The organism is Cellulosimicrobium funkei (assembly GCF_004519295.1).
Taxonomy (GTDB): domain Bacteria; phylum Actinomycetota; class Actinomycetes; order Actinomycetales; family Cellulomonadaceae; genus Cellulosimicrobium; species Cellulosimicrobium funkei.
Map to the genome: position 1 here is coordinate 179,368 of NZ_SOZH01000009.1, position 25,276 is coordinate 204,643.

A 25,276-nucleotide genomic window follows, 5' to 3' on the forward strand; every position below is an offset into this window, starting at 1 on the left:
TCCCCGACGGTGCCCGGACGTGGTCGCAGCCCTGCCGAGCAGGCCCTCCCGGTGGCGCGAGCAGGTGGTCGTGGTGCGTCCTGTCGACCGGACGCACCAGGACCACCTGCTCGGCCGCGCGGGGGTGGGGGCGGGGGTGGGTGGGAGAGAGGGGCGGAGGGGGGTCAGCAGGCGGTCCGCCGGCGGTAGAGCAGGGAGCCGGCGGTGCAGCTCGCGACGAGGAAGCCGGCGAGCCACGCGACGGCCGTGAGGGCCGTCGACGCGTCGGGCGCGCCCGCGAGCAGCCCGCGGAACGTCTCGATGACCGGCGTGAACGGCTGGTTCTCGGCGAACCCGTGCAGCCACGACGGCATGGTGTCGATCGGGACGAACCCCGAGCTGAGGTAGGGCACGAACAGGAAGAGGAAGTTCACGGACTGCGACGCCTCGACGCTCAGCACGAGGCCGAGCGCCACGCTCAGCCACGTGAACGTCAGCACGGCGAGGACCCCGAACGCGACGAGCCCCGCCCAGTCGGCCGGCCCGGCGTCGGGCCGGAAGCCGAGCGCGAGCGCGACACCGACGACCACGACGGCGGACGCGAGGTTGCGCACGACGCTCGCCACGACGTGCCCCCACAGCGCGGACGGCCCGAAGATCGGCAGGGTCTTGAACCGGTCGATCGTGCCGGACGTCATGTCCTGCGCGACGCCGACCGCGGCCGTCGCGGAGCCGAACCCCAGGCACATCACGAGCACGCCGGGCACGACGTAGTCGATGTAGTCGTCCCCGCCGATCGCCCCGCCGAAGATGACGACGAAGACGAGCATGATCATCACCGGCAGCGCGAAGGCCGTGACGAGCCCGTCGACGCTGCGCAGCTGGCGGCGGGTCTCGCGGCCGACCATCGTGCGGACGTCGCGCGCCGCGGTGGCCGGGGTCTGCCGCGCGCGCGGCCGCGTGGTGCGGGACGGCCGGGGCAGCGTGGTCGTGGGTGCGGCGCTCATCGGGCGCCCTCCTTCCGGGTCAGGGCGAGGAACACGTCGTCGAGCGTGGGCCGCACGACGCTGACCCCCACGACCGCGAGCGCGTGGGCGTCGGCGGCCGCGAGCACGTCGCGGATGGTGCGGACGGGGTCGTCGCTCGGTGCGGTGAGCGAGAGGTCCTTCGCGTCGGCCGTGGGGCGGGCCAGGCCGATCGAGGGCGCGAGCCCGACGGCGGCGGCCAGGCTCTCCCGGTCGTCGAACGCCACGCGCACGTGGTCGCCCGCGACGAGCGCCTTGAGCTCGGCGGCCGTGCCCCGCGCCGCGACGCGGCCGTCGTGCAGGACGGCGATCGTGTCGGCCAGGCGGTCGGCCTCCTCCAGGTACTGGGTCGTCAGCAGGACGGTCGTCCCGTCGGCGGCGAGGCCCCGCACGACCTCCCAGAGCTGCGCGCGCGACGCCGGGTCGAGGCCCGTCGTCGGCTCGTCGAGCACGAGCACCGACGGGTCGGCCACGAGGCTGATCGCGAGGTCGAGGCGGCGGCGCATGCCGCCCGAGTAGGTCCCGACCCGCCGGTCCGCGGCGTCGGTGAGGTCGAAGCGCTCGAGCAGCGCGGCGGCGCGCGGGCGCACCGCCCGGCGGGGGAGGTGCGCGAGCTCGCCCATCATCACGAGGTTCTCGCGGCCCGTCTGGAACTCGTCCACCGACGCGTACTGGCCCGTGAGCGCGATGGTCTCGCGCACCCGGGCGGCGTCGTGCACGACGTCGGCGCCCGCGACGCGGGCCGTGCCGCGGTCGGGCCGGACGAGGGTCGTGAGGATGTTGACGGTCGTCGTCTTGCCCGCGCCGTTGGGCCCCAGCAGCGCGAAGATCTCGCCGCGGCGCACGGTCAGGTCGACGCCGCGCAGCACGGCGTGGTCGCCGTAGGACTTCTCCAACCCCTGCGCGGCGATCATCGGTCCGGTCATCGCCTTCTCCTTCTCCGTCGGCCGTTCGTGTGCGGCGCACACTGTTTGTGTGCGCCGTAAACTGTGTGTACACCATAAACACCGGCGCGAGTGGGGGTCAAGGGTCGAGGAGGCGCTTCGGGGGAGAGGGGCCTCGCGCTCAGCCCGCGCGACGACGGGGAGCGCCGGTGAGGACCAGCCCGATCCCGGTCATCACCACGAGCGCACCCAGCACGACGGCGACCGGCACCGTCCACGTCCCCGTCGCCGTCTGCAGCGCCCCGGCCGCGGTGGGCGCGACGGCGGCCAGGCAGTACCCGACGGACTGCACCGTCGCCGACGCCTGCCGGCCGCGCCGGACCGTCGGGTACCGCTGGGCGACGAGCGTGAAGATCACGACGAAGTTCGCCGCCTGGGCGACGCCCGCGGCGGACGCCCACACCGCCCAGAGCCCCGGCGCGACGAGCAGCCCCACGGGCAGCGTCAGCCACAGCACCGCGATCCCGACGAACGTCTGCCGCAGGCTGAGGCGGCGCGCGGCGAGCGGCACCGCGAGACCGCCGACGATCGCGAAGCCCTGGAACAGCGACGCCGCGCCGCCCGACGCCGAGCGCGGGATGCCCGCGAGGTCCTCGAGGATCAGCGGCAGCCACGCCGTGAGCGCGTAGAAGCTCGACGACTGGAGCGCGAACATCGCGCACAGCCACCACGTGAACGGCGTCGCGAGCACGTGGCGCTCGCGGGCCGTCGTCGGGTCGGTGCCCGTGACGCCCTCCGCCGCAGCCGCCGCCAGCGCGTCCGCCTCGGCCGCATCCCCGGCCGCCCCGGCCTTCGTCTCCGATGCCGCCGGGCCGGGCACGGTCTCCGCCGACACGCCCCGGGGCTCGCGCGCCTCGCGCGGCACCGCGCGCAGCCACCACACGAGCGCGACGACCGCGAGCACCGACCACGACGCGAGCGCCCAGCGCCAGCCGACGGCGTCCGCGAGCGGGGCGGTGAGCGCCGTCGTCGCGACGGTCCCGACGTTGATCGCCGCCGTGTACAGGCCCGTCACCGTCGCGACGTGGCCGGGGAAGTCGCGCTGGGCGATCATCGGCACCGCGAGGTTCGCCGTCGTGATGCCGAGCCCGAGGAGCACCGTGCCCGCGAACGTCCCGGCCGCGCCGAGCGCCGCGAGGTCCGCCGAGCGCAGGACCGTCCCCGCGACGATCAGCGCGAGCGCGACGGCGATCGCCGTCCGCAGCGACGACCGCCCGAGCAGGCCCGCGACGGCGGGCGTCGCGAGCGCGAAGCACAGCACCGGGATGCCGGTGAGCAGGCCCGCCGCGGCGGCGGTGAGGTCGAGGTCGGCCGCGACGTCCGCGACGACGGGCGGGAGCGCCGTGAGCGGTGCCCGCAGGTTGACGGCCACGAGCAGCACGGCGACCAGCAGGACCCCGTCGATCCCGCCGCGGAACGTGCTCGGGCGGGGCGGCCGTGACGACGGCATCGGGCGGGGACCTCCGGGTGCGGGCGCGTGCGGCGACGCCCGCCCGGTCGTCCGGGCCGTCGGTCAGTCGTCGAACTGTCCTCCGACTGTACGCAGGAGCGCCGCGAGCGCAGGTCGCTCGCCCGGCTCGAGCGCGTCGAGGATGCGGGCCTCGACGGCGAGGAGGTCGGTCATCGCCGTGTCCACGCGCTCCAGGCCCTCGGGCGTGAGCTCGACGAGCACGCCGCGCCGGTCGTCGGGCGAGCGGCGGCGCACGACCAGCCCGCGCTCCTCGAGCCGGTCGATGCGGTTCGTCATGGTCCCGCTCGTCACGAGCGTCTGGGTGACGAGCGCCCCGGGGGAGAGGCGGTACGGCTCGCCGGCGCGGCGCAGCGCGGACAGGACGTCGAACTCCCACGTCTCCAGGTGCCCGCGCGCGAACGCCGTGCGCCGCGCCCGGTCCAGGTGCCGGGCGAGCCGGTCGACCCGGGAGAACACGGTGAGCGGCTCGACGTCGAGGTCCGGCCGCTCGCGCTGCCACGCCGCGACGATGCGGTCGACCTCGTCCTCGTGCTGCTGGTCCATGACGCGAGGGTACTCGACGTGTCTCGACGTCAAGACTCTTGACGGCTCGCCGGTCGTCGCGGCGCGTCGCAAGACCCGCCGCCGCGAGGTAGAGCCCTGGCCCCGCGAGGTAGAGCCGCTGTCCGCCGAGGTAGAGCCGTGGTCCCGCGAGGTAGAGCCGTGGTCCCGCGAGGTAGAGCCGCTGTCCGCCGAGGTAGAGGCGTGGTCGCGCGGGCCGTGCCTGGGCGCGCACCTACCAGGGCGACACGAGCACGGGGTGGGGCGACCCACCGTCGTCGACCACCGGACCTGGCCTCGACCTCGCCGAACCCGGGCTCTACCTCGCCGAACCGAAGGTCTACCTCGGCGGACCAGGCCTCTACCTCGACGAACCGCGCCTCTACCTCGGCGGGCGGGGCGGCCCCCCGTCAGGACGTGCGCAGCGCGTCCGTGAGCTTGACGCGGGCGCCGGTGCGCAGGACGGCGTTGGAGTAGATCTTCGCCGCGAGCCACACGAGGAGGGGGATGACCGCCACGGAGAGGCCCAGCGCGACGAGGGCCTCCCACGTCTCGGCGCTGCCGAGCGCGATGCGGACCGGCATGAGCAGCGGCGAGCACAGCGGCACGTACGACAGCCAGACGACGAGCGGGTTGTCCGGCGCCCACGGCGCGACGGAGACGCCCACGATGTACGGCACGATCATGAGGAACGTGACGGGCGTGGTCACCGCGCCGACGTCCTCCTGGCGCGACACCAGCGCGCCGAGGCCGGCCATGAGCAGCGCGTAGCTGACGAAGCCGACGACGAACCACACGAGCGCCCAGGCGGCTGCGGTCCCGAGGTCGATCGTCGAGGTGTCGACGAGGCCGAGGCCGAGCGCGGTCCCGACGCCCGCGAGCACGACGAGCGCGACCTGCCCCAGCCCGACGAGGCCGATGCCGAGGACCTTGCCGGCCATGAGCTGCCACGGGCGCACGGTCGAGAGCAGGAGCTCGACGACGCGGCTCGTCTTCTCCTCGACGACGCCCTGCGCGATGAGCTGGCCGCTGATCATGATGGCCATGAAGAGCAGGATGCCGGTGACCAGGCCGGTGACGTAGCGCGCCGGGTCGAACTCGCTCGGCTCGCCGATGGTGCGCACGTCCGGCGCGGCGGTCGCGACGTCGCCCGCGACCTGGGCGGGGTCGCCCCCGAGGCTCGCGACGGCGTCGGACAGCGCGGTCTGCTGGGCGAGCGTGGTGAAGACGGCCGTGAGGCCCGACGACAGCTCGGTGTCGACGACGACCGTGGGGGAGCCGACGCTCCCGGTGACGAGCGCGTCGAGGTCGCCGTCGCGCACCTGGGCCTCGCCCGCGGCGTCGTCCGCGACGTCGACGGTCTCGACGTCGGTCCCGAGCGTGCTCCCCGTGGTCTCGATCGCCTCGGCGAGCGCCGCGGTCTGCGGCGTGACCCCCACGCGCTCGGCGCTCGGGCCCGACCCGTTCGCGAGGTTGAGCACGACCCCGCCGAGCACGACGGCGCCGACGAGGATCACGGTCAGCCACACGAACGACTTGGAGCGCAGCCGCGTCATGATCTCGCGGCCCGCGACGAGGCGGATCGCGCCCCAGGACGTCAACGAGGTCCCCGTGCTCATGCCCCCACCTCCACGGTCTCGGCGGCCGTCGCGGCCGGCTTCTCCTCGGCGCTCACGACGTCGCGGTACAGCTCGGTGAGCGACGGCCGGACGAGCGCGAACTCGTGCACGGGCCCGGCGGCGAGCGCCGCGCGCAGCACGGCCTGCTCGCGCCCGCCGGTCCCGTCGCCGGTCGACCCACCGGGCACGAGCTCGACGACGGTGCGCGACCCCTCCAGGCTGACGGCCCGCGCGTCGGGCACGGCGCCGATCCACGTGGCGCCGGGCGGGCCGTCCACGACCCAGCGCTCCTGCTCGGTGCGACGGAGCTCGTCGATCGTGCCGACCTCCACCATCGCGCCGTCCTTGATGATGCCGACGCGGTCGCACAGCCGTTCCACGAGGTCGAGCTGGTGCGACGAGAACACGACGGGCACGCCTGCCTGGGCGCGGTCGCGCAGGACTCCGCTCATGACGTCGACGGCGACGGGGTCGAGCCCGCTGAACGGCTCGTCGAGCACGAGCAGCTCGGGGTCGTGGGTGAGCGCGGCGGCGAGCTGGACGCGCTGCTGGTTGCCGAGCGAGAGCTTCTGCACCTCGTCGCCGCGGCGCGCCTCGACGCCGAGCGTCGTGGTCCAGCGCTCCATCGCGTCCTTCGCCGCCGCGGCGGACAGCCCGTGCAGCCGGGCGAGGTAGACGAGCTGCTCGCCGACGTTCATGCGGGGGTAGAGGCCGCGCTCCTCCGGCATGTAGCCGATGCGGCGGCGGGCGGCCAGGTCGAGGGGCCGGCCTTCCCACCGGACCTCGCCGCCGTCGGCGGCGAGGACGCCGAGGACGATGCGCATCGTCGTCGTCTTGCCGGCGCCGTTGGAGCCGACGAAGCCGAAGAGCTCCCCGGCGCGGACGTCGAACGACGTGCCGCGCAGGGCGCGCACGTCGCCGTAGGACTTGGTCAGCGAGTCGATCTCGAGTGTCGCCATGCGTTCCACACAACCACGCGCGAGCGCGCGCGGCACGGGACAGATGTCACGTCCTGGCCGTGCGGGAGCAGGGGGTGCGCCCCTGCCGAGGTCGGGCCCGCCGGTCAGCCGAGGTGCTCGTCGCGCACCGTGGGCAGCGTCCGCGCGGCCCGCACGGCGAGGCGCAGCATCGTCCCGGTCGCCTCGTCGACGGCTGCGGCGTCGTCGCGCCGGACGGCGTCGAGCGAGACCCAGAGCAGCTCGCGGGCGAGCGCGGCGTCCTGCTCGTCGAGCCGACCGGACACCGACTCGACGGCGCTCATCGCGACGAGCACGCGCATCACGGCCGACGTCGGGGGCGCGACGCGCACGCGCCGGATCTCCACGGCCCGGCGCAGCGCGCGACGCTCGACCCGCGTGAGGCGCGGGCCCGTCACGTGCAGGAGCACGACGGTGAGGAGCGCGGCCACGAGCCCGAGGACGGCGGCGAGGAGCAGGGTCTCGGGCGCCGCCAGGTGCCGCCCGGCGACCAGGGCGGCGAGCGCGGTCGTCACGCCCGCGACGAGACCGACCCGCACCACGTCGACCGACGCACGCCACTCCGCGTGCCGGCGCACCCGGTCGAGCTCGTAGGGCGTGAGGCCCGGGACCAGCACGTCGGTGCGCTGGACGACGCGCGCGGGCGCGCCCGGGACGTCGCCCTGCAGACACCGTGCGGTCGTCCAGGTCACGTACCCCCAGACCGTGGGACGGATCTCGTCCCGTGGGTCGCCGTACTCCTGGTCGGCCGACCGGTCGTGCCCGTGCATCCGCTGCCCCGCTTCGTCGTTCTGCTCTGCCGCCAGAGAGACGGGCTGACCCCGCTGTCATGACGCGGGTTCGGGGAGCGGATCTGCGTCAGGACCTCGTGGTGATGAGGTGCGGCCGCTTCTCCATGTCCGCGAGGCCGTTCCAGGCGAGGTTGACGAGGTGCGCCGCGACCTCCGTCTTCTTGGGGGAGCGCGCGTCGAGCCAGTACTGACCGGTGAGGGCGACCATGCCGACGAGCATCTGCGCGTAGATGGGCGCGACCTTCGGGTCGAGGCCGCGCGTGCGGAACTGGTGCGCCAGGAGGTGCTCGACCTGCGTCGCGACGTCGCCGATGAGGCTCGAGAAGGTGCCCGTGGCCTGCGCGACGGGGGAGTCGCGCACGAGGATCCGGAAGCCGTCCTCCGACGCCTCGATGTAGGACAGGAGGGCGAGCGCGGTGCGCTCCAGCAGCACCTTCGGGTGACCGCCCTCGTCGAGCGCGCCCGACAGCGCCGCGGTGAGCGCCTGCACCTCGCGGTCCACGACGACCGCGTAGATGCCCTCCTTGCCGCCGAAGTGCTCGTACACGACGGGCTTGGACACCTCGGCGCGCGCGGCGATCTCCTCGACGCTCGTCCCCTCGAACCCCTTCTCGGCGAACAGCTTGCGGCTGACGGCGAGCAGCTGCTCGCGCCGCTGGCTCGCGGTCATGCGGGATCGGGGGGTGCGCCTGGAGTCTGCCACGGGTCCATCATGCCGTGCGGGCGGTCGCCGCAGCCGGAGGGTCCGCGCCCGCCGGCGCGGGCGTCGTCGGGCGGGCGCGCGCGGGTGTGGTGCGGGCCACGCCCCGCGTCCGGTGCGGATGGGGCGAGACGGGCACGCGCGGCGTCGGGCACGGGGACCGACCTGGCAGACTGTTCCCGGACCCGGCCCGCCCGCCGCGGCCCGGGTCGAACCGGGGGCGCGGCGACGGGCAGGTGACGTGCACGTGCCGAGCACGTGAGACGGCGTCGCCGGGTCCGGTCCGCCTTGGTGTAATCGGCAGCACAAGGGTTTTTGGTGCCCTTGGTCCAGGTTCGAGTCCTGGGGGCGGAGCTCGTGCCACCGATCCCGAGGGGAACACCCATGGAAGCTCAGCAGGGCACCGACACCACCGTCGCCCCCGCTGCCGTGATCGTCCTCGCCGCAGGCGAGGGCACGCGGATGAAGTCGTCCACCCCCAAGATGCTGCACACGCTCGCGGGCCGCAGCCTGCTCGGGCACGTGCTCGTCGCGGCGCGCTCGCTCGACCCGGCCCTGCTCGCCGTCGTCGTGCGGCACGAGCGCGACCGCGTCGCCGAGCACGCGGTGTCGGTCGACCCGGACGCGGTCGTCGTGGACCAGGACGAGATCCCGGGGACGGGCCGCGCCGTGCAGTGCGCGCTCGTCGCGCTCGACGCGAAGGCGCACGCGCAGGCGCTCGTCCACGGCGTGCCCGACGGCGAGGAGGGGCGCGGCGTCGGCGACGGCCTCGAGGGCCCCGTGGTCGTCACCGCGGGCGACACCCCGCTGCTCGACGGCGGCACCCTCGCCCAGCTCCTCGCGGCGCACGTCGCCGACGGCAACGCCGTGACGATGCTGACGACGCAGCTCGACGACGCGACGGGCTACGGCCGCGTCGTGCGCGACGACGCGACCGGCGACGTCCTGCGCATCGTCGAGCACAAGGACGCGTCGGCCGACGAGCTCGCGATCCGCGAGATCAACGCGTCGATCTACGTCTTCGACGCCGCCGTCCTGCGACGCGGGCTCGGCACGCTCGGCCGCGACAACGCGCAGGGCGAGGTCTACCTGACGGACGTCGTCGCCGCGGCGCGCGCCGAGGGCGGCGTCGTGCGGGCGCTCGTCTCGGACGACCCGACGGTCGTCGAGGGCGTCAACGACCGCGTGCAGCTCGCGACGCTGCGCGCCGAGCTCAACCGCCGGATCCTCGAGGACTGGATGCGCGCGGGCGTGACGGTCGTCGACCCGGCCACGACGTGGGTCGACGTCGACGTCGAGCTCGCGCGCGACGTGACGCTGCTCCCGGGGACGCAGCTCCACGGCGCGACGGTCGTCGCCGAGGGCGCGACGGTCGGCCCGGACACCACGCTCACCGACACCGAGGTCGGCGCCGGCGCGACCGTGACCCGCACGCACGGCTCGCTCGCGGTCCTGGGCGCGGGGACGTCCGTCGGCCCGTTCGCGTACCTGCGGCCCGGCACCGTGCTCGGTGCGCAGGGCAAGATCGGCACGTTCGTCGAGACGAAGAACGCGGAGATCGGCGAGGGGTCGAAGATCCCGCACCTGTCCTACGTCGGCGACGCGACCATCGGCGACCACACGAACATCGGCGCCGCGTCGGTCACGGTCAACTACGACGGCGTGCACAAGCACCGCACCGTCATCGGCTCGCACGCCCGCACCGGCGCGGACAACATGTTCGTCGCGCCCGTGAGCGTCGGCGACGGCGCGTACACCGCCGCCGGGTCCGTCATCCGCCGCGACGTGCCCGCGGGCGCGCTCGGCGTGAGCGGGGGCCAGCAGCGCAACATCGAGGGCTGGGTCGAGCGCCGTCGCGCCGGCACGCCCGCCGCCGAGGCCGCGGCCGCCGCGCGCGCCGCGGACCCGGAGGCGCCCCCGCTCGGGGCGCAGGCGCAGGCCCAGCTCGCGGACCAGAGCGCCGCCGCGACGGCCGACCGCCCCACCCCGCCGCCGCCCGCGCCCGAGCTCGAGCACACGCTCGAGGCGCTGCGTGGCGGTCGTCCCGCCACCACGACAGACTGACCGCGACCGGCCAGCCGACCTCAGACCTACCCCGCACCCGGAAACCCCACCGAAGGAACCCACTGGTATGAGCAGCACGATCGCCGGCAACGGGGAGAAGTCCCTCGTCCTCGCCTCGGGGCGCGCGCACCCCGAGCTGGCCAACGACGTCGCGCGGGAGCTGGGCATCGACCTGCTGCCCACGACCGCGTACGACTTCGCGAACGGCGAGATCTACGTCCGGTTCGGCGAGTCGGTGCGCGGCTCGGACGTCTTCATCCTCCAGAGCCACACCGCGCCGATCAACCAGTGGATCATGGAGCAGCTGCTCATGGTCGACGCCGCGAAGCGCGCCTCGGCCCGCACGATCACCGTGGTGCAGCCGTTCTACGGGTACGCCCGCCAGGACAAGAAGCACCGCGGTCGCGAGCCGATCTCGGCGCGCCTCATGTCCGACCTGTTCACCGCCGCGGGCGCCGACCGCCTCATGAGCGTCGACCTGCACGCCGCGCAGACGCAGGGCTTCTTCGACGGGCCGGTCGACCACCTGTGGGCGATGCCGATCCTCACCGACTACGTGCGCTCGCGCGTCGACACGTCGAACGTCACGGTCGTCTCGCCCGATGCGGGCCGCATCCGCGTCGCCGAGCAGTGGGCCGCGAAGCTCGGGGGCGGGCCGCTCGCGTTCGTCCACAAGACGCGCGACGTCACGCGCCCGAACCAGGCCGTCGCGAACCGCGTCGTGGGTGACGTCGAGGGCCGCGACTGCGTGCTCGTCGACGACCTCATCGACACCGGCGGCACGATCGCCGAGGCCGTGCGCGTCATCCTCGCCGCGGGCGCGCGGTCGGTCATCGTGGCCGCGACGCACGGCGTGCTGTCCGACCCGGCGGCCCAGCGCCTGTCCGAGTGCGGGGCGAGCGAGGTCGTCATCACGGACACGCTGCCCATCGCGGCGGACAAGCAGTTCCCGCAGCTCACGGTGCTCTCCATCGCGCCGCTCATCGCGCGCGCGATCCGCGAGGTGTTCGACGACGGCTCGGTCACCTCGCTGTTCGACGGCAACAGCTGAGGCTCAGCCCAGCCACCCGGCCAGCGCGGTGCGCAGCCGGTCGCGCTCCGACGGGGTGAGCCGCAGGCGCACGACGCGCGACCGCACGGCGCGGGCGACGTCGTCGGGAAGCCCCTCCTGGGGCAGGGCGCCCACGTCGTGCGCGAGCAGCACGTCGAGCACGTCGCAGCGGCCCGGGAGCGCCGGGAGGTCCGCCGCGAGGTGCGCGGCGGCGCGCACCCTCGCGGCCTCCTCGGGCGTCGTCCCGAGGAGCGCCGCGAGGTCGGGCGGGGGGACCGCCACGATCCGCTGCTCCGTCGTCAGGCCCCACGCGCGCAGGGCCGGCGCGTACCGGGCGAACGGCGCGACGGAGAGCAGGTCGAGAGGGTCCTGGCCGAACTCCGCGGCGTACTCCGGCCGCTCGCGGTACGCGGCCAGCATCGGGTCGTCGTGGAGCCACGTGCGCAGGTCGGCGAGCACGACCGCGCGCCGCAGGTGGTCGGTCGTGCGGAGCGCGTCCGCGGCATCGAGCGGCTTCGTGCGGACGGCGTACGTGCACGCCAGGTTGTACTCGCCGGTCGGGGTCGTGGGGGACGGCGCGTCCGTGCCCTCGGGGTCGCGGGCCAGGGCGGCCCGGTAGGCGCGCCGCAGGCGCTCCCGGGGCGTCTCGGCCGTCTCGCTCGGCTCGGCCCGCTCGCCCGGCTCCGTCCCCGGTGCCGTCGGCACCCGTTGCGGTGCCACGGGCTCCAGCGCCCGGGCCGCGACCTCCGCCTGGAGGTAGAGGCTCTCGACGGCGTCCTGGAGCCGGACGACGAGCGCGTCCTCCCGCCCCGCGGCACGCTCCACCGCGAGCGCCTCCAGCAGCGCGCGGACCGCGTCGACGGCGGTCGCGTCGAGCCTGCCTGCCGGGTCGTCCCCGTCGCGGCCCGGGGCGAAGCACGCGTTGACCGTCGTCGCGGCGCGCGAGTACTGGGCCCGCAGCCGCAGCGAGCGGTACCCGCTGCGGCCCTCGCTCCGCGTGACGAACCGGTCGAGCCAGCGGCCGTACGCGTCGAGGTCCTCGCGCAGGGTGTGGTGCCGGCCCTCGGCGTGCGCGAGGGCGACCTGGGCCAGGTCGTTGCGCGGGTCGACGTCGACGGCGCGCGCGAGGAGCTCCCGCTCCCGGTCCGGCGCGTCGGTGAGGTCGCTCTGGGCGACGTACTGGAGGGCGAGGCTGCGCCACGACGTCGCCCCGCACAGCCCCTCGAAGCCCGCGTGGTGGCGTGCCAGCGTCAGCAGCACGACGGCCGCCGCGGCGCGGTAGAGGTCGACCTGCGCCGCGGCGGCGGCCGACGTCGGGTCGTCGGGGTCGAACCGCAGGAGCCCCGCCCGGTCGAGCGCGGCGGAGCCCGCGGCCCGTCCGTTCCTGGTGACGACGACGGCCAGGTGGTCGGCGTCCCGCTCCTCGACCGTGACCCGCCAGGGGACCGAACCGACGACGCCCTGGGCCAGGCTGACGACCGCCTTGACGAACGCGCCCTGGGGCAGCTCGGACAGCGCGGACCCGCTGAGGGCGCTGATGTCCGTGCCGCGGGGCACCTCCAGGCCGCGCGGCGGCTCGGCGCCCAGCTCGCCCAGGAGCGCGACGAGGCGCGCCCCGCCCGTCCCCTCGTGCGACGTCGTCCGGTCGCCCGAGCGGCCCGACGTCACCTCGATCGTCAGCCGCAGCCGGGTCGCGAGGACCGTGGCGACGAGGAGCACGCCGAGCGCCGCCAGGACGGCCCCCGCCACGAGGGACCCCGCCGCGACGGGCCCTGCCGCGACGGTGCCCGGGCCCCCGAGGGCGCGGGCCGAGAGCACGACGGCCGCGACCGCGGCGACGCCGGCCACGGCGGTCGCCCACGCCCACCAGCGGGTGCGGTCGGGGCCGGCACCCGGCGCGACGAGCCGCCCGAGGGCGAGCGCCACCGCCACGACACCGGCGACGAACCCGAGCACGAGGACCACGACCGCGAGGGTCACGCCCGCGACGCCGGAGCCCGTCCATGTGCTCGCGCCCGCGGCGGGACCCCACACGAGGAGCGCCGCGCCGGCGACGAGGGCGCCCCACCCGGCGGCGCCCGCGCGCACGCGCTCTCCCGCGGACAGGACGGGCCAGCGCAGCGTGACGGGGACGACGAGCCGCGCGACGACGGCGAGCACGAGGACGCCGACGAGGAGCGCGAGCAGGAGCGGACCCAGGGGGGAGACCGCCTCGACGAACCCGTCCCAGGCGGACGCCGCGCGGTCCGGGACCGTCGTCTCCTCCTCCTGCGCCGCGCGGACCACGGCGGCGGCCCGCGCGTCCTGCGCGTCGAGCGCGAGCGCCTGCTCCGCGCGGGCCTGCGCGGCGGCCCAGGACTCGGCCTCCCCGGACGTCGGCCGCACCCCGCCGGGCTCGAGGGCCTCCGCCTCGGCGGCGAGCGTCGCGGCGGTGTCCCGCGCGGCGACCGCCGCGTCCCGCACGTCGGCGCACGCCGTGGCCCGCGCCGCCGGGTCCGCGAGGGACGAGGCCGTCGCGCGGTAGGCGTCGACCAGCGCGACCGCGTCCCGGGGGCGGGAGTCGTCGAGCAGCGCGAGCGCGTCGGCGCACGCGCGCGGCGTCGTGGCGGCCGGGTCGGTGCCCGCGGCGTCCGCGGCGGCCACCCCCGGGGAGGGGGCGAGCGCGACGAGCAGCGCCGCGAGCGCGAGGAGACGTCTCACGCGGACCTCCCGGGTGCGGGACGGGCACGACGTCGTGCCCCTCTGACACGAGAGTGGCAGGCCGCGGGCCGTCCGTGCCGCCCTCACCCGGGTGAAACGGGAGCGACGCCGGGCGGTCCGTGCGAGCATGACGGCCATGAACGGCTCTGGGGTGACGACCACCGGTCAGGGAGCGGTGACGGTCACGCCGGACGTCGCCGTCGTCGAGCTCGGCGCCGAGGCGAGCGCGCCCGGCGTCCAGGACGCGCTCGACCGCGCCAACGCCGGGCTCGCCGCGGCGCGGGACGCGCTCGTCGCGCACGGCGTCGCGCCGTCCGACCTGCGCACGTCGCAGACGTCCACGTGGACCGAGCAGCGCGAGGACGGCCCCCGCACGACCGCCCGCCTCACGCTGCGCGCGACGCTGCGCGACGTGGGGGCGAGCGGCGAGGTCGTGCGCGCCGCGCTCGACGCCGCCGGCCCGGTGGGCCGGCTCGACTCGACCAGCCTCGCCGTGGGGGACCCCGGCCCGCTCGCGGCCGCGGCGCGCGAGGCCGCGTTCGCCGACGCCCGCGCCCGCGCCGAGCAGTACGCTCGCCTCGCGGGCCGCTCGCTCGGCCCGGTCGTCGAGATCCGGGAGGACGACGGCGCGCCCGCCCCGGTGGCGCGCGTCCTCGCGGCGAAGGCGACGAGCGACGCGCTCGTCGTGGAGCCGGGCCGCCAGGAGGTCCGCGCGACCGTCACCGTCCGGTGGGAGCTCGCCGACCCGGCGGACCGGGGCCCGGCGTCGCCGACGGCGTGAGACCTGCACCGGGCACCGGTGACAAACGGCAGGTGCCCGGCCCCGTCGCCCGGTCCTAGCGTGGACGCATGCTCATCCTCGAGGACTACCTGCTGCTCACGCTCGACGACGTGACCGGGAAGGCCGTCGTCGACGCCTCGTACCGCGAGCAGGTCGCCGCGGGCGCGCTGCTCGTCGAGCTCGCCCTGCTCGGGCGGGCCGACCTCGCGGGCGACGGCGACGGCGGCCGGGTGGGCCGCATCGTCGTGCGGGACGCGTCCCCGACCGGCAACGCGCTGCTCGACGAGGCGCTCGACGTCGTGCGGGCGCGCGAGGGCTCCACGCCGAAGGCGCTCGTCGCGCCGATCGCCAGGCTCCGGCCCGCCGCCCGCGCGGTCGCGGCGCTCGCGGAGCGCGGTGTCCTGCGGCGCGAGGAGGGCCGCGTGCTCGGCATCTTCCCGACGACGCGCTTCCCCGCGGCGGACTCCCGCCACGAGGACGCGGTGCGGGCCGACCTGCGACGTGTCCTCGTCGAGGGGCAGGTGCCGGACGCGCGCGCGGCGGCGATCGTCGCGCTGCTCGCCGCGACGGGCCAGGCCGGCCGGGTGCTCGCGGCCGGCGGCACGGACGCCGACGGCGGGCCCGGACGCACCGCCGCGGGGCGTCGCGACGTCGACGCCCGGGCGCGCGAGATCGCGCGCGAGAGCTGGGCGAGCGAGGCCGTGCGCGCGTACGTCGAGGAGGTGACCGCGGTGATCCTCGTCGGCGCGACCGTGGCCACGACCGTCGCGACGACCACCGCGACGGGCTGAGCGCACGATCTCGCCCGGGTGAAATGACGGCGAGGCCCTCGTGGCCGTCGCCGTCGCGAGGGTAGGTTCGCACGGTCCGCGTCGGTCCCGACGGCCGGGGGTCTCCCGGTCCGGTCGTGGCAGCGCCCGCGCGGACCCGCCCGCAGCGTCCGGAGGTGACGACGTGCCCCGGCAGCAGACCGCCGAGCGAGTACGCCTGCGCTGGCCCGACGCCGCGCGCGGCCTCGCCATCCTGCTCGTCGTCGTGCTGCACGCGACGCGCGCGCTCGGCGACCTCGACCTCTCCGGCGCCTGGGGCACGGTCCTGGCCGGGTGGGACCGCGTGAACGCGGCGCTCGGCACGATGCGCATGCCGCTCTTCTTCGCCGTCGCGGGCCTGTTCGCCGGGAAGTGGGTCCGCGGGCCCTGGCGCGCGCTGCTCGCCTCGAAGGTCGCGCTCTTCGCCTGGCTCCTGCTCCTGTGGCCGTTCGTCCGGGCGCTCGGCTACCTCCTCGGGGCCGTCGTCGCGGGCGACCCCGACCCGGTGCACGAGGCGCTCGTCGGGCTCGAGCTCCCGCCCGGCCTGGCCGACGACGGCGGACCCGCCCTGCAGGTCGGCACGGCCGCGCTCTCGGCGTGGGTGTGGCCGTCGGGGATCCGGTGGTTCCTCTGGGCGCTCGCGGTGTTCTTCGTCGTCGCGAAGCTGCTCTCGGGGCTGTCCCCGCGCGTACAGCTCGTCGGCGCGGCGGCCGTGTCGCTCGCGGCGTTCGCGTTCGCGCTCGAGCTGCCGAACAACGCCTGGGACAGCGCGCCGAAGTACTTCGTCTTCTTCCTGGGCGGCCTCCTCCTGCGCGACCGCGTCCTGGGGCTGGCCGAGCGCCTGACGCTGTGGACCGGCGCGGGGGTCGTCGCGCTCTGGGTCGCGGGCTGCGTGCTCGCGGCGCACGTGGCGTCGGGCGTCCTGCTGTGGGTCGTGTGCGTGCTCGGGGTGGCCGCGGGCATCGTGCTCGGCGTCGCGACGAGCGGCCTGCGGCCGCTGCGCGCGCTCGGGACGCGGACGCTGCCCGTCTACCTCACGCACATGCTCGTCATCCACGCGATCCTGCTCGTCGGCGGCGACGCGCTCGACGCCGTGCCCGCCCCGGTGGCCGCGCTCGCGCCGCCCGTGCTGGCGCTCGTCGCGACCCTGGTCTCGGTCGGCGTGCACGCCGTCGTCTCCCGGACCCCGGTCTACTGGCTGTACGAGCTGCCCCGGAGCCTCGCGCGCCGCCTCGCCGGCCGGCCCGCGCCCCGTCCCGAGACGGCCCGCGCCGACGCGACGCCCTGACGCCCTTCCCGACGACGGCCGCAGGCCTCGCGGCCGCGGCTCCGGGTCCGGCGGCGGGGAGCGGGTTTCCGACTCGCGCCGCGCCCGGGTACAGTTATCAGGTTGCCTCGGCGAGGGACGTCTGACGGCCGGCAGCGCTGGACCGGTGAGCACACCGGCGGCGCGGGACCGCACGTGTCAGCCAGACCTGTTGGATCTCCGTTATCGACTGGGCGGTCGTCCTCCTGCGCGCCCGTCACACGTCCCGCGCCGACGCAACCGCCCGTCCGGGAGGCCCTCTCACCGTCCGGACAGCCGACCGTCCCCCACTGGCGGCCGGCCCGCAACGCATCTTCCAGGAGTGATCCACGTGTCCGAGATCAAGCTCGCCGCCGAGGCCCGCACCGAGTTCGGCAAGGGCGCCGCGCGCCGCATCCGCCGCGCCGACAAGATCCCCGCCGTCCTCTACGGCCACGGCAGCGCTCCGGTGCACGTCACCCTGCCGGGCCACCAGACGATGCTGGCGCTCAAGCACTCGAACGCGCTCTTCTCCATCGAGCTCGAGGGCAAGGGCCAGCTCGCCATCGCCAAGGACGTCCAGCGCGACCCGGTCCGCAACGTCATCGAGCACGTCGACCTGCTCATCGTGAAGAAGGGCGAGAAGGTCGCCGTCGAGGTCCCGGTCGCCGTCACCGGCGAGTCCGCCCCCGGCACCATCCACCTCGTCGACCTGCAGACCCTCGCCATCGAGGCCGAGGCGACGCACCTGCCCGAGTCCGTCGAGGTCTCCATCGAGGGCCTCGAGGCCGGCACGACCGTCACGGCGGGCGAGGTGAAGCTCCCCTCCGGCGCGACGCTCACGACGGACCCCGAGCTCGTCGTCGTGACGATCTCCGTGCCGCAGGACAACTCGGCGGACATCGAGGCCGCCGAGGCCGAGGCTGCCGAGCAGGCCGCCGGCTCCGAGGCCGCCGCCGAGGCGACCGCGGGCGAGTGACCCCCCGCGCGGACGTCGTCCGCGCCATGCTCTCGTCGAGGCGTCCGGCACCCTGGTGCCGGACGCCTCGTGCGCGTCGGGAGCCGGGACCGTGCAGGACGTCAGCGAAGGAACGGTGCACATGAGCGACCAGCCGTGGCTCGTCGTCGGGCTCGGGAACCCGGGCCCCGGCTACGCCGGCAACCGCCACAACCTCGGCCACATGGTCCTGGACGTCCTCGCGGGCCGGGCCGGCGCCCGGTTCGCGCGGCACCCGCGCGCGCAGGCCGCCGTCGCGGAGGCGCGCCTCGGCATGCTGCCCGGCGGGCGCCCCGGGCCGCGCGTCGTGCTCGCGAAGCCCACGACGTACATGAACGTCTCGGGCGGGCCCGTGGCGGGGCTCGCGAAGTACTACGGGATCGACCCCGAGCACGTGGTCGTGGTCCACGACGAGGTGGACATCCCCTTCGGCGCCGTCAAGCTGAAGATCGGCGGCGGCGAGGGCGGCCACAACGGGCTGCGCGACATCACCAAGGCGCTCGGCACGAAGGACTACGTGCGCGTCCGGGGCGGCGTCGGGCGCCCGCCCGGCCGCATGGACACCGCCGACTACGTGCTCAAGGACTTCAAGGGCACGGAGGCTAAGGAGCTGCCCTTCCTCCTCGACGACGCGGCCGACGCGGTCGAGATGGTGCTCACCGAGGGGCTGCTCGCGGCGCAGGGCAAGTACCACGCCCGCGCCTGACCCGTCCCGCCCGCCGAGGCCTCTCCACCCCGTCCCCGCCGGGGAAATCACCCGGGTGAGGCGCCGGGAATCCGGCCCCACGGGCCCCGCGCACCACTAGCCTCGCAGGAAGGCACAGGGCGGCAGGGCGGGAGTGACGGTGGCGGCGACGCTGAGCATCGCGATGGTGGGCACGCGCGGCGTCCCGGCACGGTACGGCGGCTTCGAGACGGCGGTCGAGGAGGTCGGCTCGCGCCTCGCGGCGCGCGGGCACCGCGTGCGCGTCTACACGCGTACGGGGAACACCGAGGACGTCGTCCGCGAGCACCTCGGCATGGAGGTCGTCACCGCGGGCGCGCTGCGCAGCCGCTCGCTCGAGACGCTGAGCCACACGGCCGTGTCGGTCGCCCACCTCGTCGCGCACCGCACCGACGCGGCCTTCGTCTTCAACGCGGCCAACGCCCCCTTCCTGCCGCTGCTGCGCGCGGCGCGCATCCCCGTCGCGACCCACGTCGACGGGCTCGAGTGGCGGCGCGCGAAGTGGGGTCCCACGGGCCGCCGCTACTACCGCGCGGCCGAGACGACGGCCGTCCGGTGCTCCGACGCGATCATCGCCGACGCCCGGGGCATCCAGGACTACTACGCGCGCGAGTACGGCGTCCCGTCGTCGCTCATCGCGTACGGCGCCCCGCTGCTCGACGACGACCGCGGCGCGCGCGTCGCCGAGCTCGGGCTGGAGCCCGAGGGCTACCACCTCGTGGTCGCGCGGTTCGAGCCCGAGAACCACGTGCAGGAGATCGTCGAGGGCTACGCGCGGTCCGCCGCGACGAAGCCCCTCGTGGTCGTCGGCTCCGCGCCGTACTCCGCGGAGTACACCGACCGGATCGACCGGCTCGCGCAGGGGGACGCGCGGGTCCGGCTGCTCGGCGCGGTGTGGGACCAGGAGCTGCTCGACGACCTCTACGCGTCCGCGTTCACCTACGTCCACGGCCACTCCGTCGGGGGGACCAACCCGTCGCTCCTGCGCGCGATCGGCGCCGGCGCGCCTGTCGTCGCGTTCGACGTGGACTTCAACCGCGAGGTCGTGCGCGACCCCGGCCTCTACTTCCGCGGCCCGCACGACCTCGCCGGGATCCTCGAGGACGCCGAGCGCGACGAGCTCGGGACGCTCGAGCGCGGACGCGCGAACCGCAAGCGCGCCGAGGACTACTCGTGGGACGACGTCGCCGACGGGTACGAGCGGCTCGCACACGACCTCGCGGCCCGGCGGACGCCCGGGCCCTGGCGGACCGCGCGCCGTCGCACCGCGGCCGGGGACCGGCAGGACGCGCCTCGCCCCGCCGCAGCCGCCGACGACCCGTCCCTCGGTGACCCGGCCCTCGGTGACCCGCCCCGCCGGGTCCTGTTCGACGCCTACTGGTGGGAGCGGGGGCCGTTCTCGAACCGGGCGGTCCAGCGCGCGCTCATCCACCACTGGCACGAGCGGTTCCCGCAGGACGAGCTCGTGCTCGCCGTCCGCGGCGGGGAGGTCGCCGTGCCGTCGGACCTGCCCCCCGGCGCGCGGACGATCGGGACGCGCCTGTACCCGCACGCGGTGTCGAACGCGGTCGAGCTCGGCCGGCTCGCGCGGACGGTCCACGCCGACGTCGTCGTCGCCCACAACTACACGCCGGTCGGGCGCGTCCCGACGGTGACGTTCGTCCACGACGTGATGTTCCGCGACCACCCCGAGTGGTTCTCGCGGACGGAGCGCGCGTACTTCGCGCCGATGATCCCGCTCCTGCGTGCGGCGGACGCGGTCGCGACGTCGTCGCGCACGGAGGCGGACCGCATCGAGGGCCGCTCCGGCCGCCCGGTCACGCCCGTGGGGCTGGGCGTGCCGCGCACCCTGACCGACGCCGTCCCGCGCCCGCCCGCGGGGATCGACCCGGGGCTCCCGTTCGCGCTGTGCGTGGGGCGCCTCAACGTCCGCAAGAACCTCGAGGCCGTGCTGCGCGCCGTCCCGCTGTCCGCGCGGCTGGGGCCCGGGTCGCCCCTCCTGGTCGTCGGGGGAGCCGAGCACTCCGGCGTCGCGCCGGACCTCCCGCCCGGCACGGACGCGCTCCTCGCGAGCGGTGCGGTGCGGCTGCTCGGCGCGATCGACGACGCCGAGCTCGCGTGGCTCTACTCGCGCGCCGCCGTCACGGCGTTCCTGTCGCGCGACGAGGGCTTCGGGCTGCCCGTGCTCGAGGCGACGCACTTCGGCTCGCCGCTCGTGCTCGCCGACACCCCCGTCTTCCGCGAGCTCGCCGACGGCCTCGCGCGCTTCGTCCCGCTCGACGCGCCGTCGCGCGACGTCGCGGCCGCGCTGGACGCCGCCTGGGGGACGACCCCGGACGCCGCCCTGCGCGAGCGGCTGCTCGCCCGGTACGAGTGGGACCGCGTGGTGGAGCGGCTGCGCGGGCTCGTCCCGTGACGCGGCCCCGCGTCGTCGTGCACCTCGCGCACGAGCAGGACCCGGTGGCGTGGCGGGCGCGGTACGCGGCGGGCGAGACCCTGGACCGCACGCCCTACGGCTACGACCTCGCCGCGGGCGCGGTCGACCTCGCGTGGAGCGTGTCCCACCGCGAGCGGCCGTCCGTGGCGCGCGTGCGGCGCGCGCTCGCGGCGCGGCTCGGGACCGACGTCGTGCACGCGTGGCGCAACCGCGCGCTCCTGGGGAGCGCCGACGTCGTGTGGACGCACACCGAGCGCGAGCACCTCGCGGTCGGCCTCGTGCGCGCGACGCTGCCCCGACGCCGCAGGCCCGCTGTCCTCGCGCAGTCCGTGTGGCTCTGGGACCGGTGGGACGACCTCGGTCGCGCCCGCCGCCGTCTCTTCGCGGCCGTGCTGCGCGGGCACGCGGTCGAGGCGGTGCACAGCGACGTCAACCGGCGCGTGGCGCTCGACCGGGTGCCCGGTCGGCGGGTCGTCCTCGTCCCGTTCGGGACGGCGCCCGCCACGCGGGAGGGGGGTGCCGCCGGGACCGACGGCCTCGGGACCGCGCCCGAGGTGCTGGCCGTGGGCAACGACCGGGACCGGGACTGGGCCGTGCTGCGCGCCGCGCTCGACCTGCTGCCCGGGGCGACCGCGCGCGTCGCGTCGCGGTCGGCGGCCGCGGCCCGGGTCGCGGTCCCGGGCCGGGTCGACGTCGCGCCGGCGACGGGCCGCGCCGAGCTCGCGCGGCTCTACGCGGGCTGCCGGGTCGTCGTCGTGCCGCTGCGCGAGAACCGGCACGCGTCCGGCGCGACGGCGTGCGTCGAGGCGATGGCGGCGGGCCGCGCGCTCGTCGTGACGGACGCGGGCGGGGTGCGCGACTACGTCGCGGGGACGCGGGCCCGGCTCGTCGCCCCGCACGACGCCGCCGCGCTCGCCGAGGCGGTGCGGCACGCGCTCGGCCCGGGGGAGGCGACGAGCGCCGCGGACGTCCGGGCGCGGGGCCTGCGGCAGGAGGACTACGTCGCGCGGTACGTGCTGCTCACGCGGGCGCTCGTCGCTCAGGCGGAGATCCCCGCCGCGGTCTCGTCGTTCGAGCCGGTCGCCGAGGAGGCGGGCCTCGCCCCCTGAGGCGTCGCGTCGTCGCGGGCGTACTGCCGGTGCAGGTGCCCGAACGCGCCGGCGACCATGCCCCGGCCCCGGTGGCTCGTGCGCAGGCCGCGCGCGTCGCTCTCCAGGTCTCCCGTCCAGCGGCCCCAGACGTGCCGGGCCGCGCCCGCGACGGCGCGGCCCGCGCCCCCGACGAGGGCGCGCGCCCGCACGAGCGCCCGGCGCGCGGGCCCCCGGGCGAGGCGGAGCTCGACCTGCACGGCGCCGTTGCCGCCGTTGAACGCGCGCCGCATGGCCCACGCCCGGGTCATGCGCTCGGCCGGGACGAGGTCCTCCGCCTCGGACTCGTTGCACCACACGATCCGGCCGCCCGCGGCGACGAGCGCGCGCGAGAAGAGCGTGTCCTCGCCCCCGGCGAGGCCCAGCGTGACGTCGAACCGGGTCCCGAGCGACCGCACCTGCCGCAGGTCCAGCAGGAGGTTGCCGCTCGCCGCGACCGGGATCTCGATCCCGGTCGGGCGCGGACGACGGCGGAACACGCCCGTCGCGAGGAGCCACGGGTCGGGCTCGTGCGCGAACACGGAGATCACCCGACCCATGACGGCCGCCGGCCGGCCCGTGTCGCGCCACGTGTCGACGAGGGCCGCGAGCCACCGCTCGCGCGGGCGCTCGTCGTCGTCGAGGAACGCGAGCAGGTCGGCGTCGGCCGTCTCGTCGAGCGCGCGGTCGCGCACGGCGGCGATGCCCGGGCGCGGCTCGACGACGTAGCGCACGGGCAGCGGGGCGTCCCGCACGACCTGCCGCGCCGACCCGGCGGGGTCGTTGTCCAGGACGAGCACCTCCACCCGGGCGCCCTCCACCTCGGCCACCCGCTCGGGCAGCCGCGCGAGCAGCCCGGCGAGCGTGGCGGGGCGCCGGAACGTCGGGACCGCGACGACCAGCCGGAGCTCACGAGGGGGCGTCACTGCGGATGAACCTCATCTTCCCGCCCACCTGCGGGATGTGGTCGACGAGCTCGAGCGTCACCGGCACGAGCCCGCGCGTCGCGCGGCGCAGCGTCGCGAGGGCCCGCTCGATGTCGGCGCGCTCGTCGCTCGCCGGGATGCAGCGCAGCGTCACGGCGTAGTCGCGGCCCTGCACGATCTCGAACTGCCGCACCGAGAGCGGTGCGTGGTCGAAGATGTGGCCGAGCGCCCCGGCGATGGTCGTCCCGTCCGGGAGGCGGACGGCGTCGGAGGCCCGCCCCGAGACCGCGCCGAGCCGGGGCAGGGACCGCCCGCACGCGCACGTCTCGCGGTGGATGCTGCTCACGTCGCCGAGGCGGTACCGCACCACGGGGAACACGCGGTTCGTCAGGTCGGTGACGACGACGTTGCCCTCCTGCCCGTCGGGGACCGGACGGTCGTCGTCGTCGAGGACCTCGACGCGGCGCACGTCCCAGAACACGTGCATCCCCGACTGCTCGGCGCACTCGCCGGCGATCCACGGCACCTCGGCGCTGCGGTAGTGGTCGTAGACGGGCGCCCGGAGCGCCGTCGCGATCTCCGCGCGGACGCCCGGGGCGAGCGGCGCGGCGGTGACCGCGACCGCGCGCGGCGGCGCGAGCTCGATGCCGAGCCGTCCCGTGCGCCGGACCAGCTCCAGCACGCCCCCGCCGTAGCCCAGCAGGAAGGGCGGCCGCAGCCGGTTCCAGCGGCGCGCGAACTCGGTGACCGTCTCGTCGGTGATGCGGAACGCGTCGAGCTGCACGCGGCGGCTCGGGAGCCACTGCAGGTCGTGGCGGACGCGCGCGAGGCCCTCCAGCATGTGCCGGGTGATGATCCCGCGGTCCTCCCACGGCTCGACGCCCCACCACCGGAACAGCCGCCACTCGAGCGCGCGCGCCGGGAAGCGCAGGTCGCGCAGCACGTGCAGGGGGAGGCCCGTGCTGCCGCCCGTGCGCGACGTCGCCGACGTGCGGTCCGTCGCCTCGTCGGTGCGGATCGTGTCGAAGTGCTCGCGCAGGGCGGGCTTGTCGACCAGCGGGAGCGCGTCGAGCACCGCGTCGTCCCGGAGGTCGGCCGCGGTGATCCCGGCGTCGCGGTAGAGGTCCCGGTAGAACGGGCTGTGCTCGGACGCGAACCGGGCGTGCCGCAGGGCGCGCTCGCGCGAGAGCTGCTCCAGCGCCGGTGCCGGGAGGGCGTCGTGCCGCACGAACGCGTCGAGCTGGGCCGTGCTGTCCCGGCCCACGACGGCCGCCTTGGCGCGGAACGCCGCCTCGGCGATCACGCGGCCCCCTCCCGCCCGGCGCGGCGGCGCGACCGGCGGCCTGCGAGCGCGGTGCGGTAGGCGCGGGCGTGCGCCGCCCCCGCGTCCGTCCACTCGCGGCGCGACAGGTCCGGACGCGCGCCCTCCGGGATCGCGGCCGCCTCGGCGAGCGCCCCGACGAGGCGCTCGCCCGTGAGCCGGTCGTCGAACATGAGCACCCACTCGTCGCCCACCTCCTTCGCGAGAGCCTCGTTCACCGCGTTGCGCGGCACGAGGACCGGGCGGTCGAGCGACAGGGCGGCGAGCACGCTCCCGGAGTTGTGCATGAACCGGTAGGCCAGCACCACGAGCTGGGAGCGCGAGGCGAGGGCGACGAGCTCGTCGTCCTGGAGGAAGCGCAGGGTCAGCTCGACGCCGGGCAGGTCCGCGGTCTCCGCGCGCAGCGAGGTCTCGAGCTCGGTCGACGACGGGCGCCCACCGATCTCCAGGCTCAGGTCGTCGCGCAGGGCGCGCGCCTCGCGGTAGGCGCGCACGAGGTCGCCCACGCTCTTGTAGCGCCGCACCCCGCCGAAGTAGCCCGCCCGTCCCGGGACCCGCTCGTCCCGGGCGTACCGGGCGAACCAGTCGCGGTAGTGGCCGTGGAGGATCGTGGTGCGCGGCTGCTCCGGGGGCAGCTCGGTCGTCTCGTTGAGGACGATGCGGTGGTCCGTCGAGCGGTCGACGCGGACCAGGAGCCAGCGCGAGACGCGCGGGACGTCGGGCAGCTCGACGTTGTGGACCGTCCGCACGACGACCACGCGGCTCAGGCGGTGCCGCACGAGGATCGCGGCGACGAGCGCGTGCTTCGCGGCGGCCTTCCACCACGTGGTGCCCTCGAGCTTGCCCTCGGGCCAGTGCCAGTGGAAGACGTCGTAGCGGCCCACGATCGCCGTGCGCCAGTCGAAGCGCAGGTGCTCCACGGACGGCTCCGCCGCGAGGGCCGCGTCGAGCTGGGTGATGTACGGGTTCGTCGTCGGCCGCGGCGCGCGGAACGACTGCATCACCCGC

General features: G+C 76.1%; 20 protein-coding genes, 1 tRNA gene and 2 pseudogenes. 11 read left to right on the plus strand and 12 right to left on the minus strand.

The window, feature by feature from the left end:
- Nucleotides 1-164 precede the first annotated feature (164 nt).
- The 8 genes from E1O70_RS15845 to E1O70_RS15880 form a co-directional block, all read right to left on the minus strand.
- Nucleotides 165-986 carry an ABC transporter permease gene (locus E1O70_RS15845; RefSeq protein ID WP_205688663.1) on the minus strand — a complete coding sequence of 274 codons (822 nt, stop codon included), beginning with the start codon at nucleotides 984-986 and terminating at the stop codon, nucleotides 165-167.
- Entirely contained in the window at nucleotides 983-1,930 is a 948-nt protein-coding gene (locus tag E1O70_RS15850) for an ATP-binding cassette domain-containing protein (RefSeq protein WP_061268702.1), read from the minus strand. Before E1O70_RS15850 ends, E1O70_RS15845 begins: the two co-directional genes overlap by 4 nt.
- A 139-nt stretch (nucleotides 1,931-2,069) precedes the next feature.
- The gene (locus E1O70_RS15855; protein WP_061268701.1) at nucleotides 2,070-3,398 is read right to left on the minus strand and encodes an MFS transporter; all 1,329 of its coding nucleotides are present in this window, start codon (nucleotides 3,396-3,398) and stop codon (nucleotides 2,070-2,072) included.
- 63 nt (nucleotides 3,399-3,461) lie between these two features.
- Nucleotides 3,462-3,962 (minus strand): MarR family winged helix-turn-helix transcriptional regulator, encoded by a 501-nt coding sequence (locus tag E1O70_RS15860; RefSeq protein WP_021482856.1) that lies wholly within the window; start codon nucleotides 3,960-3,962, stop codon nucleotides 3,462-3,464.
- A gap of 407 nt (nucleotides 3,963-4,369) precedes the next feature.
- The gene (locus tag E1O70_RS15865; protein ID WP_021482857.1) at nucleotides 4,370-5,578 is read right to left on the minus strand and encodes an ABC transporter permease; all 1,209 of its coding nucleotides are present in this window, start codon (nucleotides 5,576-5,578) and stop codon (nucleotides 4,370-4,372) included.
- Nucleotides 5,575-6,537: an ABC transporter ATP-binding protein gene (locus E1O70_RS15870; RefSeq protein WP_061268700.1), complete on the minus strand. Its 963-nt coding sequence runs from the start codon at nucleotides 6,535-6,537 to the stop codon at nucleotides 5,575-5,577. Before E1O70_RS15870 ends, E1O70_RS15865 begins: the two co-directional genes overlap by 4 nt.
- Nucleotides 6,538-6,641: 104 nt before the next feature.
- Complete coding sequence (locus tag E1O70_RS15875; protein ID WP_128957436.1) at nucleotides 6,642-7,247, minus strand: hypothetical protein; 606 nt, start codon at nucleotides 7,245-7,247, stop codon at nucleotides 6,642-6,644.
- A gap of 166 nt (nucleotides 7,248-7,413) precedes the next feature.
- Complete coding sequence (locus E1O70_RS15880) at nucleotides 7,414-8,016, minus strand: TetR/AcrR family transcriptional regulator (protein WP_031317332.1); 603 nt, start codon at nucleotides 8,014-8,016, stop codon at nucleotides 7,414-7,416.
- Between the two features lie 312 nt (nucleotides 8,017-8,328).
- Between E1O70_RS15880 and E1O70_RS15885 the strand changes: the two genes are divergently transcribed.
- The 3 genes from E1O70_RS15885 to E1O70_RS15895 all read left to right on the plus strand — a co-directional run bounded on the left by E1O70_RS15885 (nucleotide 8,329) and on the right by E1O70_RS15895 (nucleotide 11,161).
- Nucleotides 8,329-8,400, plus strand: a tRNA-Gln gene (locus tag E1O70_RS15885).
- A gap of 30 nt (nucleotides 8,401-8,430) precedes the next feature.
- Nucleotides 8,431-10,110, plus strand: coding sequence for a bifunctional UDP-N-acetylglucosamine diphosphorylase/glucosamine-1-phosphate N-acetyltransferase GlmU (glmU, locus tag E1O70_RS15890; protein ID WP_061268698.1), 1,680 nt, complete (start codon nucleotides 8,431-8,433; stop codon nucleotides 10,108-10,110).
- A 67-nt stretch (nucleotides 10,111-10,177) separates the two neighbouring features.
- Nucleotides 10,178-11,161: a ribose-phosphate diphosphokinase gene (locus tag E1O70_RS15895; RefSeq protein ID WP_021483711.1), complete on the plus strand. Its 984-nt coding sequence runs from the start codon at nucleotides 10,178-10,180 to the stop codon at nucleotides 11,159-11,161.
- Nucleotides 11,162-11,164: 3 nt separating this feature from the next.
- On the opposite strand, the gene E1O70_RS15900 is transcribed toward E1O70_RS15895, so the two are convergent.
- Nucleotides 11,165-13,861 (minus strand): hypothetical protein, encoded by a 2,697-nt coding sequence (locus E1O70_RS15900; RefSeq protein WP_061268697.1) that lies wholly within the window; start codon nucleotides 13,859-13,861, stop codon nucleotides 11,165-11,167.
- Between the two features lie 136 nt (nucleotides 13,862-13,997).
- Between E1O70_RS15900 and E1O70_RS15905 the strand changes: the two genes are divergently transcribed.
- The 8 genes and pseudogenes from E1O70_RS15905 to E1O70_RS15935 all read left to right on the plus strand — a co-directional run bounded on the left by E1O70_RS15905 (nucleotide 13,998) and on the right by E1O70_RS15935 (nucleotide 22,003).
- The gene (locus E1O70_RS15905; RefSeq protein ID WP_167496898.1) at nucleotides 13,998-14,642 is read left to right on the plus strand and encodes an SIMPL domain-containing protein; all 645 of its coding nucleotides are present in this window, start codon (nucleotides 13,998-14,000) and stop codon (nucleotides 14,640-14,642) included.
- A 68-nt stretch (nucleotides 14,643-14,710) separates the two neighbouring features.
- Complete coding sequence (locus tag E1O70_RS15910) at nucleotides 14,711-15,433, plus strand: GOLPH3/VPS74 family protein (RefSeq protein WP_061268695.1); 723 nt, start codon at nucleotides 14,711-14,713, stop codon at nucleotides 15,431-15,433.
- Between the two features lie 163 nt (nucleotides 15,434-15,596).
- The gene (locus E1O70_RS15915) at nucleotides 15,597-16,739 is read left to right on the plus strand and encodes an acyltransferase family protein (protein ID WP_061268694.1); all 1,143 of its coding nucleotides are present in this window, start codon (nucleotides 15,597-15,599) and stop codon (nucleotides 16,737-16,739) included.
- 349 nt (nucleotides 16,740-17,088) lie between these two features.
- A complete protein-coding gene (locus E1O70_RS15920; protein WP_061268693.1) occupies nucleotides 17,089-17,715 on the plus strand; it encodes a 50S ribosomal protein L25/general stress protein Ctc in 627 nt (208 codons plus the stop codon).
- Between the two features lie 121 nt (nucleotides 17,716-17,836).
- Nucleotides 17,837-18,439, plus strand: a complete 603-nt coding sequence (gene pth, locus E1O70_RS15925; protein WP_061268692.1) for an aminoacyl-tRNA hydrolase — start codon at nucleotides 17,837-17,839, stop codon at nucleotides 18,437-18,439.
- 163 nt (nucleotides 18,440-18,602) lie between these two features.
- Nucleotides 18,603-19,724: pseudogene (locus E1O70_RS20715) on the plus strand (DUF1972 domain-containing protein); the annotation flags it as partial.
- Nucleotides 19,725-19,976: 252 nt separating this feature from the next.
- Nucleotides 19,977-20,873: pseudogene (locus E1O70_RS20720) on the plus strand (glycosyltransferase); the annotation flags it as partial.
- Nucleotides 20,870-22,003, plus strand: coding sequence for a glycosyltransferase (locus E1O70_RS15935; protein WP_061268691.1), 1,134 nt, complete (start codon nucleotides 20,870-20,872; stop codon nucleotides 22,001-22,003). The pseudogene E1O70_RS20720 and the gene E1O70_RS15935, both read left to right, overlap by 4 nt.
- On the opposite strand, the gene E1O70_RS15940 is transcribed toward E1O70_RS15935, so the two are convergent.
- Genes E1O70_RS15940 through E1O70_RS15950 form a run of 3 tightly spaced genes read right to left on the minus strand, consistent with a single transcriptional unit; the run spans nucleotide 21,934 to nucleotide 25,269 of the window.
- Nucleotides 21,934-22,947, minus strand: coding sequence for a glycosyltransferase family 2 protein (locus E1O70_RS15940; protein WP_082774683.1), 1,014 nt, complete (start codon nucleotides 22,945-22,947; stop codon nucleotides 21,934-21,936). The two genes, E1O70_RS15935 and E1O70_RS15940, sit on opposite strands and share 70 nt — an antisense overlap.
- Nucleotides 22,931-24,250, minus strand: a complete 1,320-nt coding sequence (locus E1O70_RS15945; protein WP_128957438.1) for a phenylacetate--CoA ligase family protein — start codon at nucleotides 24,248-24,250, stop codon at nucleotides 22,931-22,933. The genes E1O70_RS15940 and E1O70_RS15945 overlap by 17 nt, the downstream gene beginning before the upstream one ends.
- Nucleotides 24,247-25,269, minus strand: coding sequence for a glycosyltransferase family protein (locus E1O70_RS15950; RefSeq protein ID WP_061268689.1), 1,023 nt, complete (start codon nucleotides 25,267-25,269; stop codon nucleotides 24,247-24,249). The genes E1O70_RS15945 and E1O70_RS15950 overlap by 4 nt, the downstream gene beginning before the upstream one ends.
- Nucleotides 25,270-25,276 lie beyond the last annotated feature (7 nt).

Coding starts and splice junctions, on each gene's coding strand:
- E1O70_RS15845 (WP_205688663.1), bottom strand. CDS start 986: ATGAGCGCCGCACCCACGACCACGCTGCCCCGGCCGTCCCGCACCACG.
- E1O70_RS15950 (WP_061268689.1), bottom strand. CDS start 25,269: ATGCAGTCGTTCCGCGCGCCGCGGCCGACGACGAACCCGTACATCACC.
- pth (WP_061268692.1), top strand. CDS start 17,837: ATGAGCGACCAGCCGTGGCTCGTCGTCGGGCTCGGGAACCCGGGCCCC.
- glmU (WP_061268698.1), top strand. CDS start 8,431: ATGGAAGCTCAGCAGGGCACCGACACCACCGTCGCCCCCGCTGCCGTG.
- E1O70_RS15855 (WP_061268701.1), bottom strand. CDS start 3,398: ATGCCGTCGTCACGGCCGCCCCGCCCGAGCACGTTCCGCGGCGGGATC.
- E1O70_RS15860 (WP_021482856.1), bottom strand. CDS start 3,962: ATGGACCAGCAGCACGAGGACGAGGTCGACCGCATCGTCGCGGCGTGG.
- E1O70_RS15870 (WP_061268700.1), bottom strand. CDS start 6,537: ATGGCGACACTCGAGATCGACTCGCTGACCAAGTCCTACGGCGACGTG.
- E1O70_RS15880 (WP_031317332.1), bottom strand. CDS start 8,016: ATGACCGCGAGCCAGCGGCGCGAGCAGCTGCTCGCCGTCAGCCGCAAG.
- E1O70_RS15905 (WP_167496898.1), top strand. CDS start 13,998: ATGAACGGCTCTGGGGTGACGACCACCGGTCAGGGAGCGGTGACGGTC.
- E1O70_RS15895 (WP_021483711.1), top strand. CDS start 10,178: ATGAGCAGCACGATCGCCGGCAACGGGGAGAAGTCCCTCGTCCTCGCC.
- E1O70_RS15850 (WP_061268702.1), bottom strand. CDS start 1,930: ATGACCGGACCGATGATCGCCGCGCAGGGGTTGGAGAAGTCCTACGGC.
- E1O70_RS15910 (WP_061268695.1), top strand. CDS start 14,711: ATGCTCATCCTCGAGGACTACCTGCTGCTCACGCTCGACGACGTGACC.
- E1O70_RS15865 (WP_021482857.1), bottom strand. CDS start 5,578: ATGAGCACGGGGACCTCGTTGACGTCCTGGGGCGCGATCCGCCTCGTC.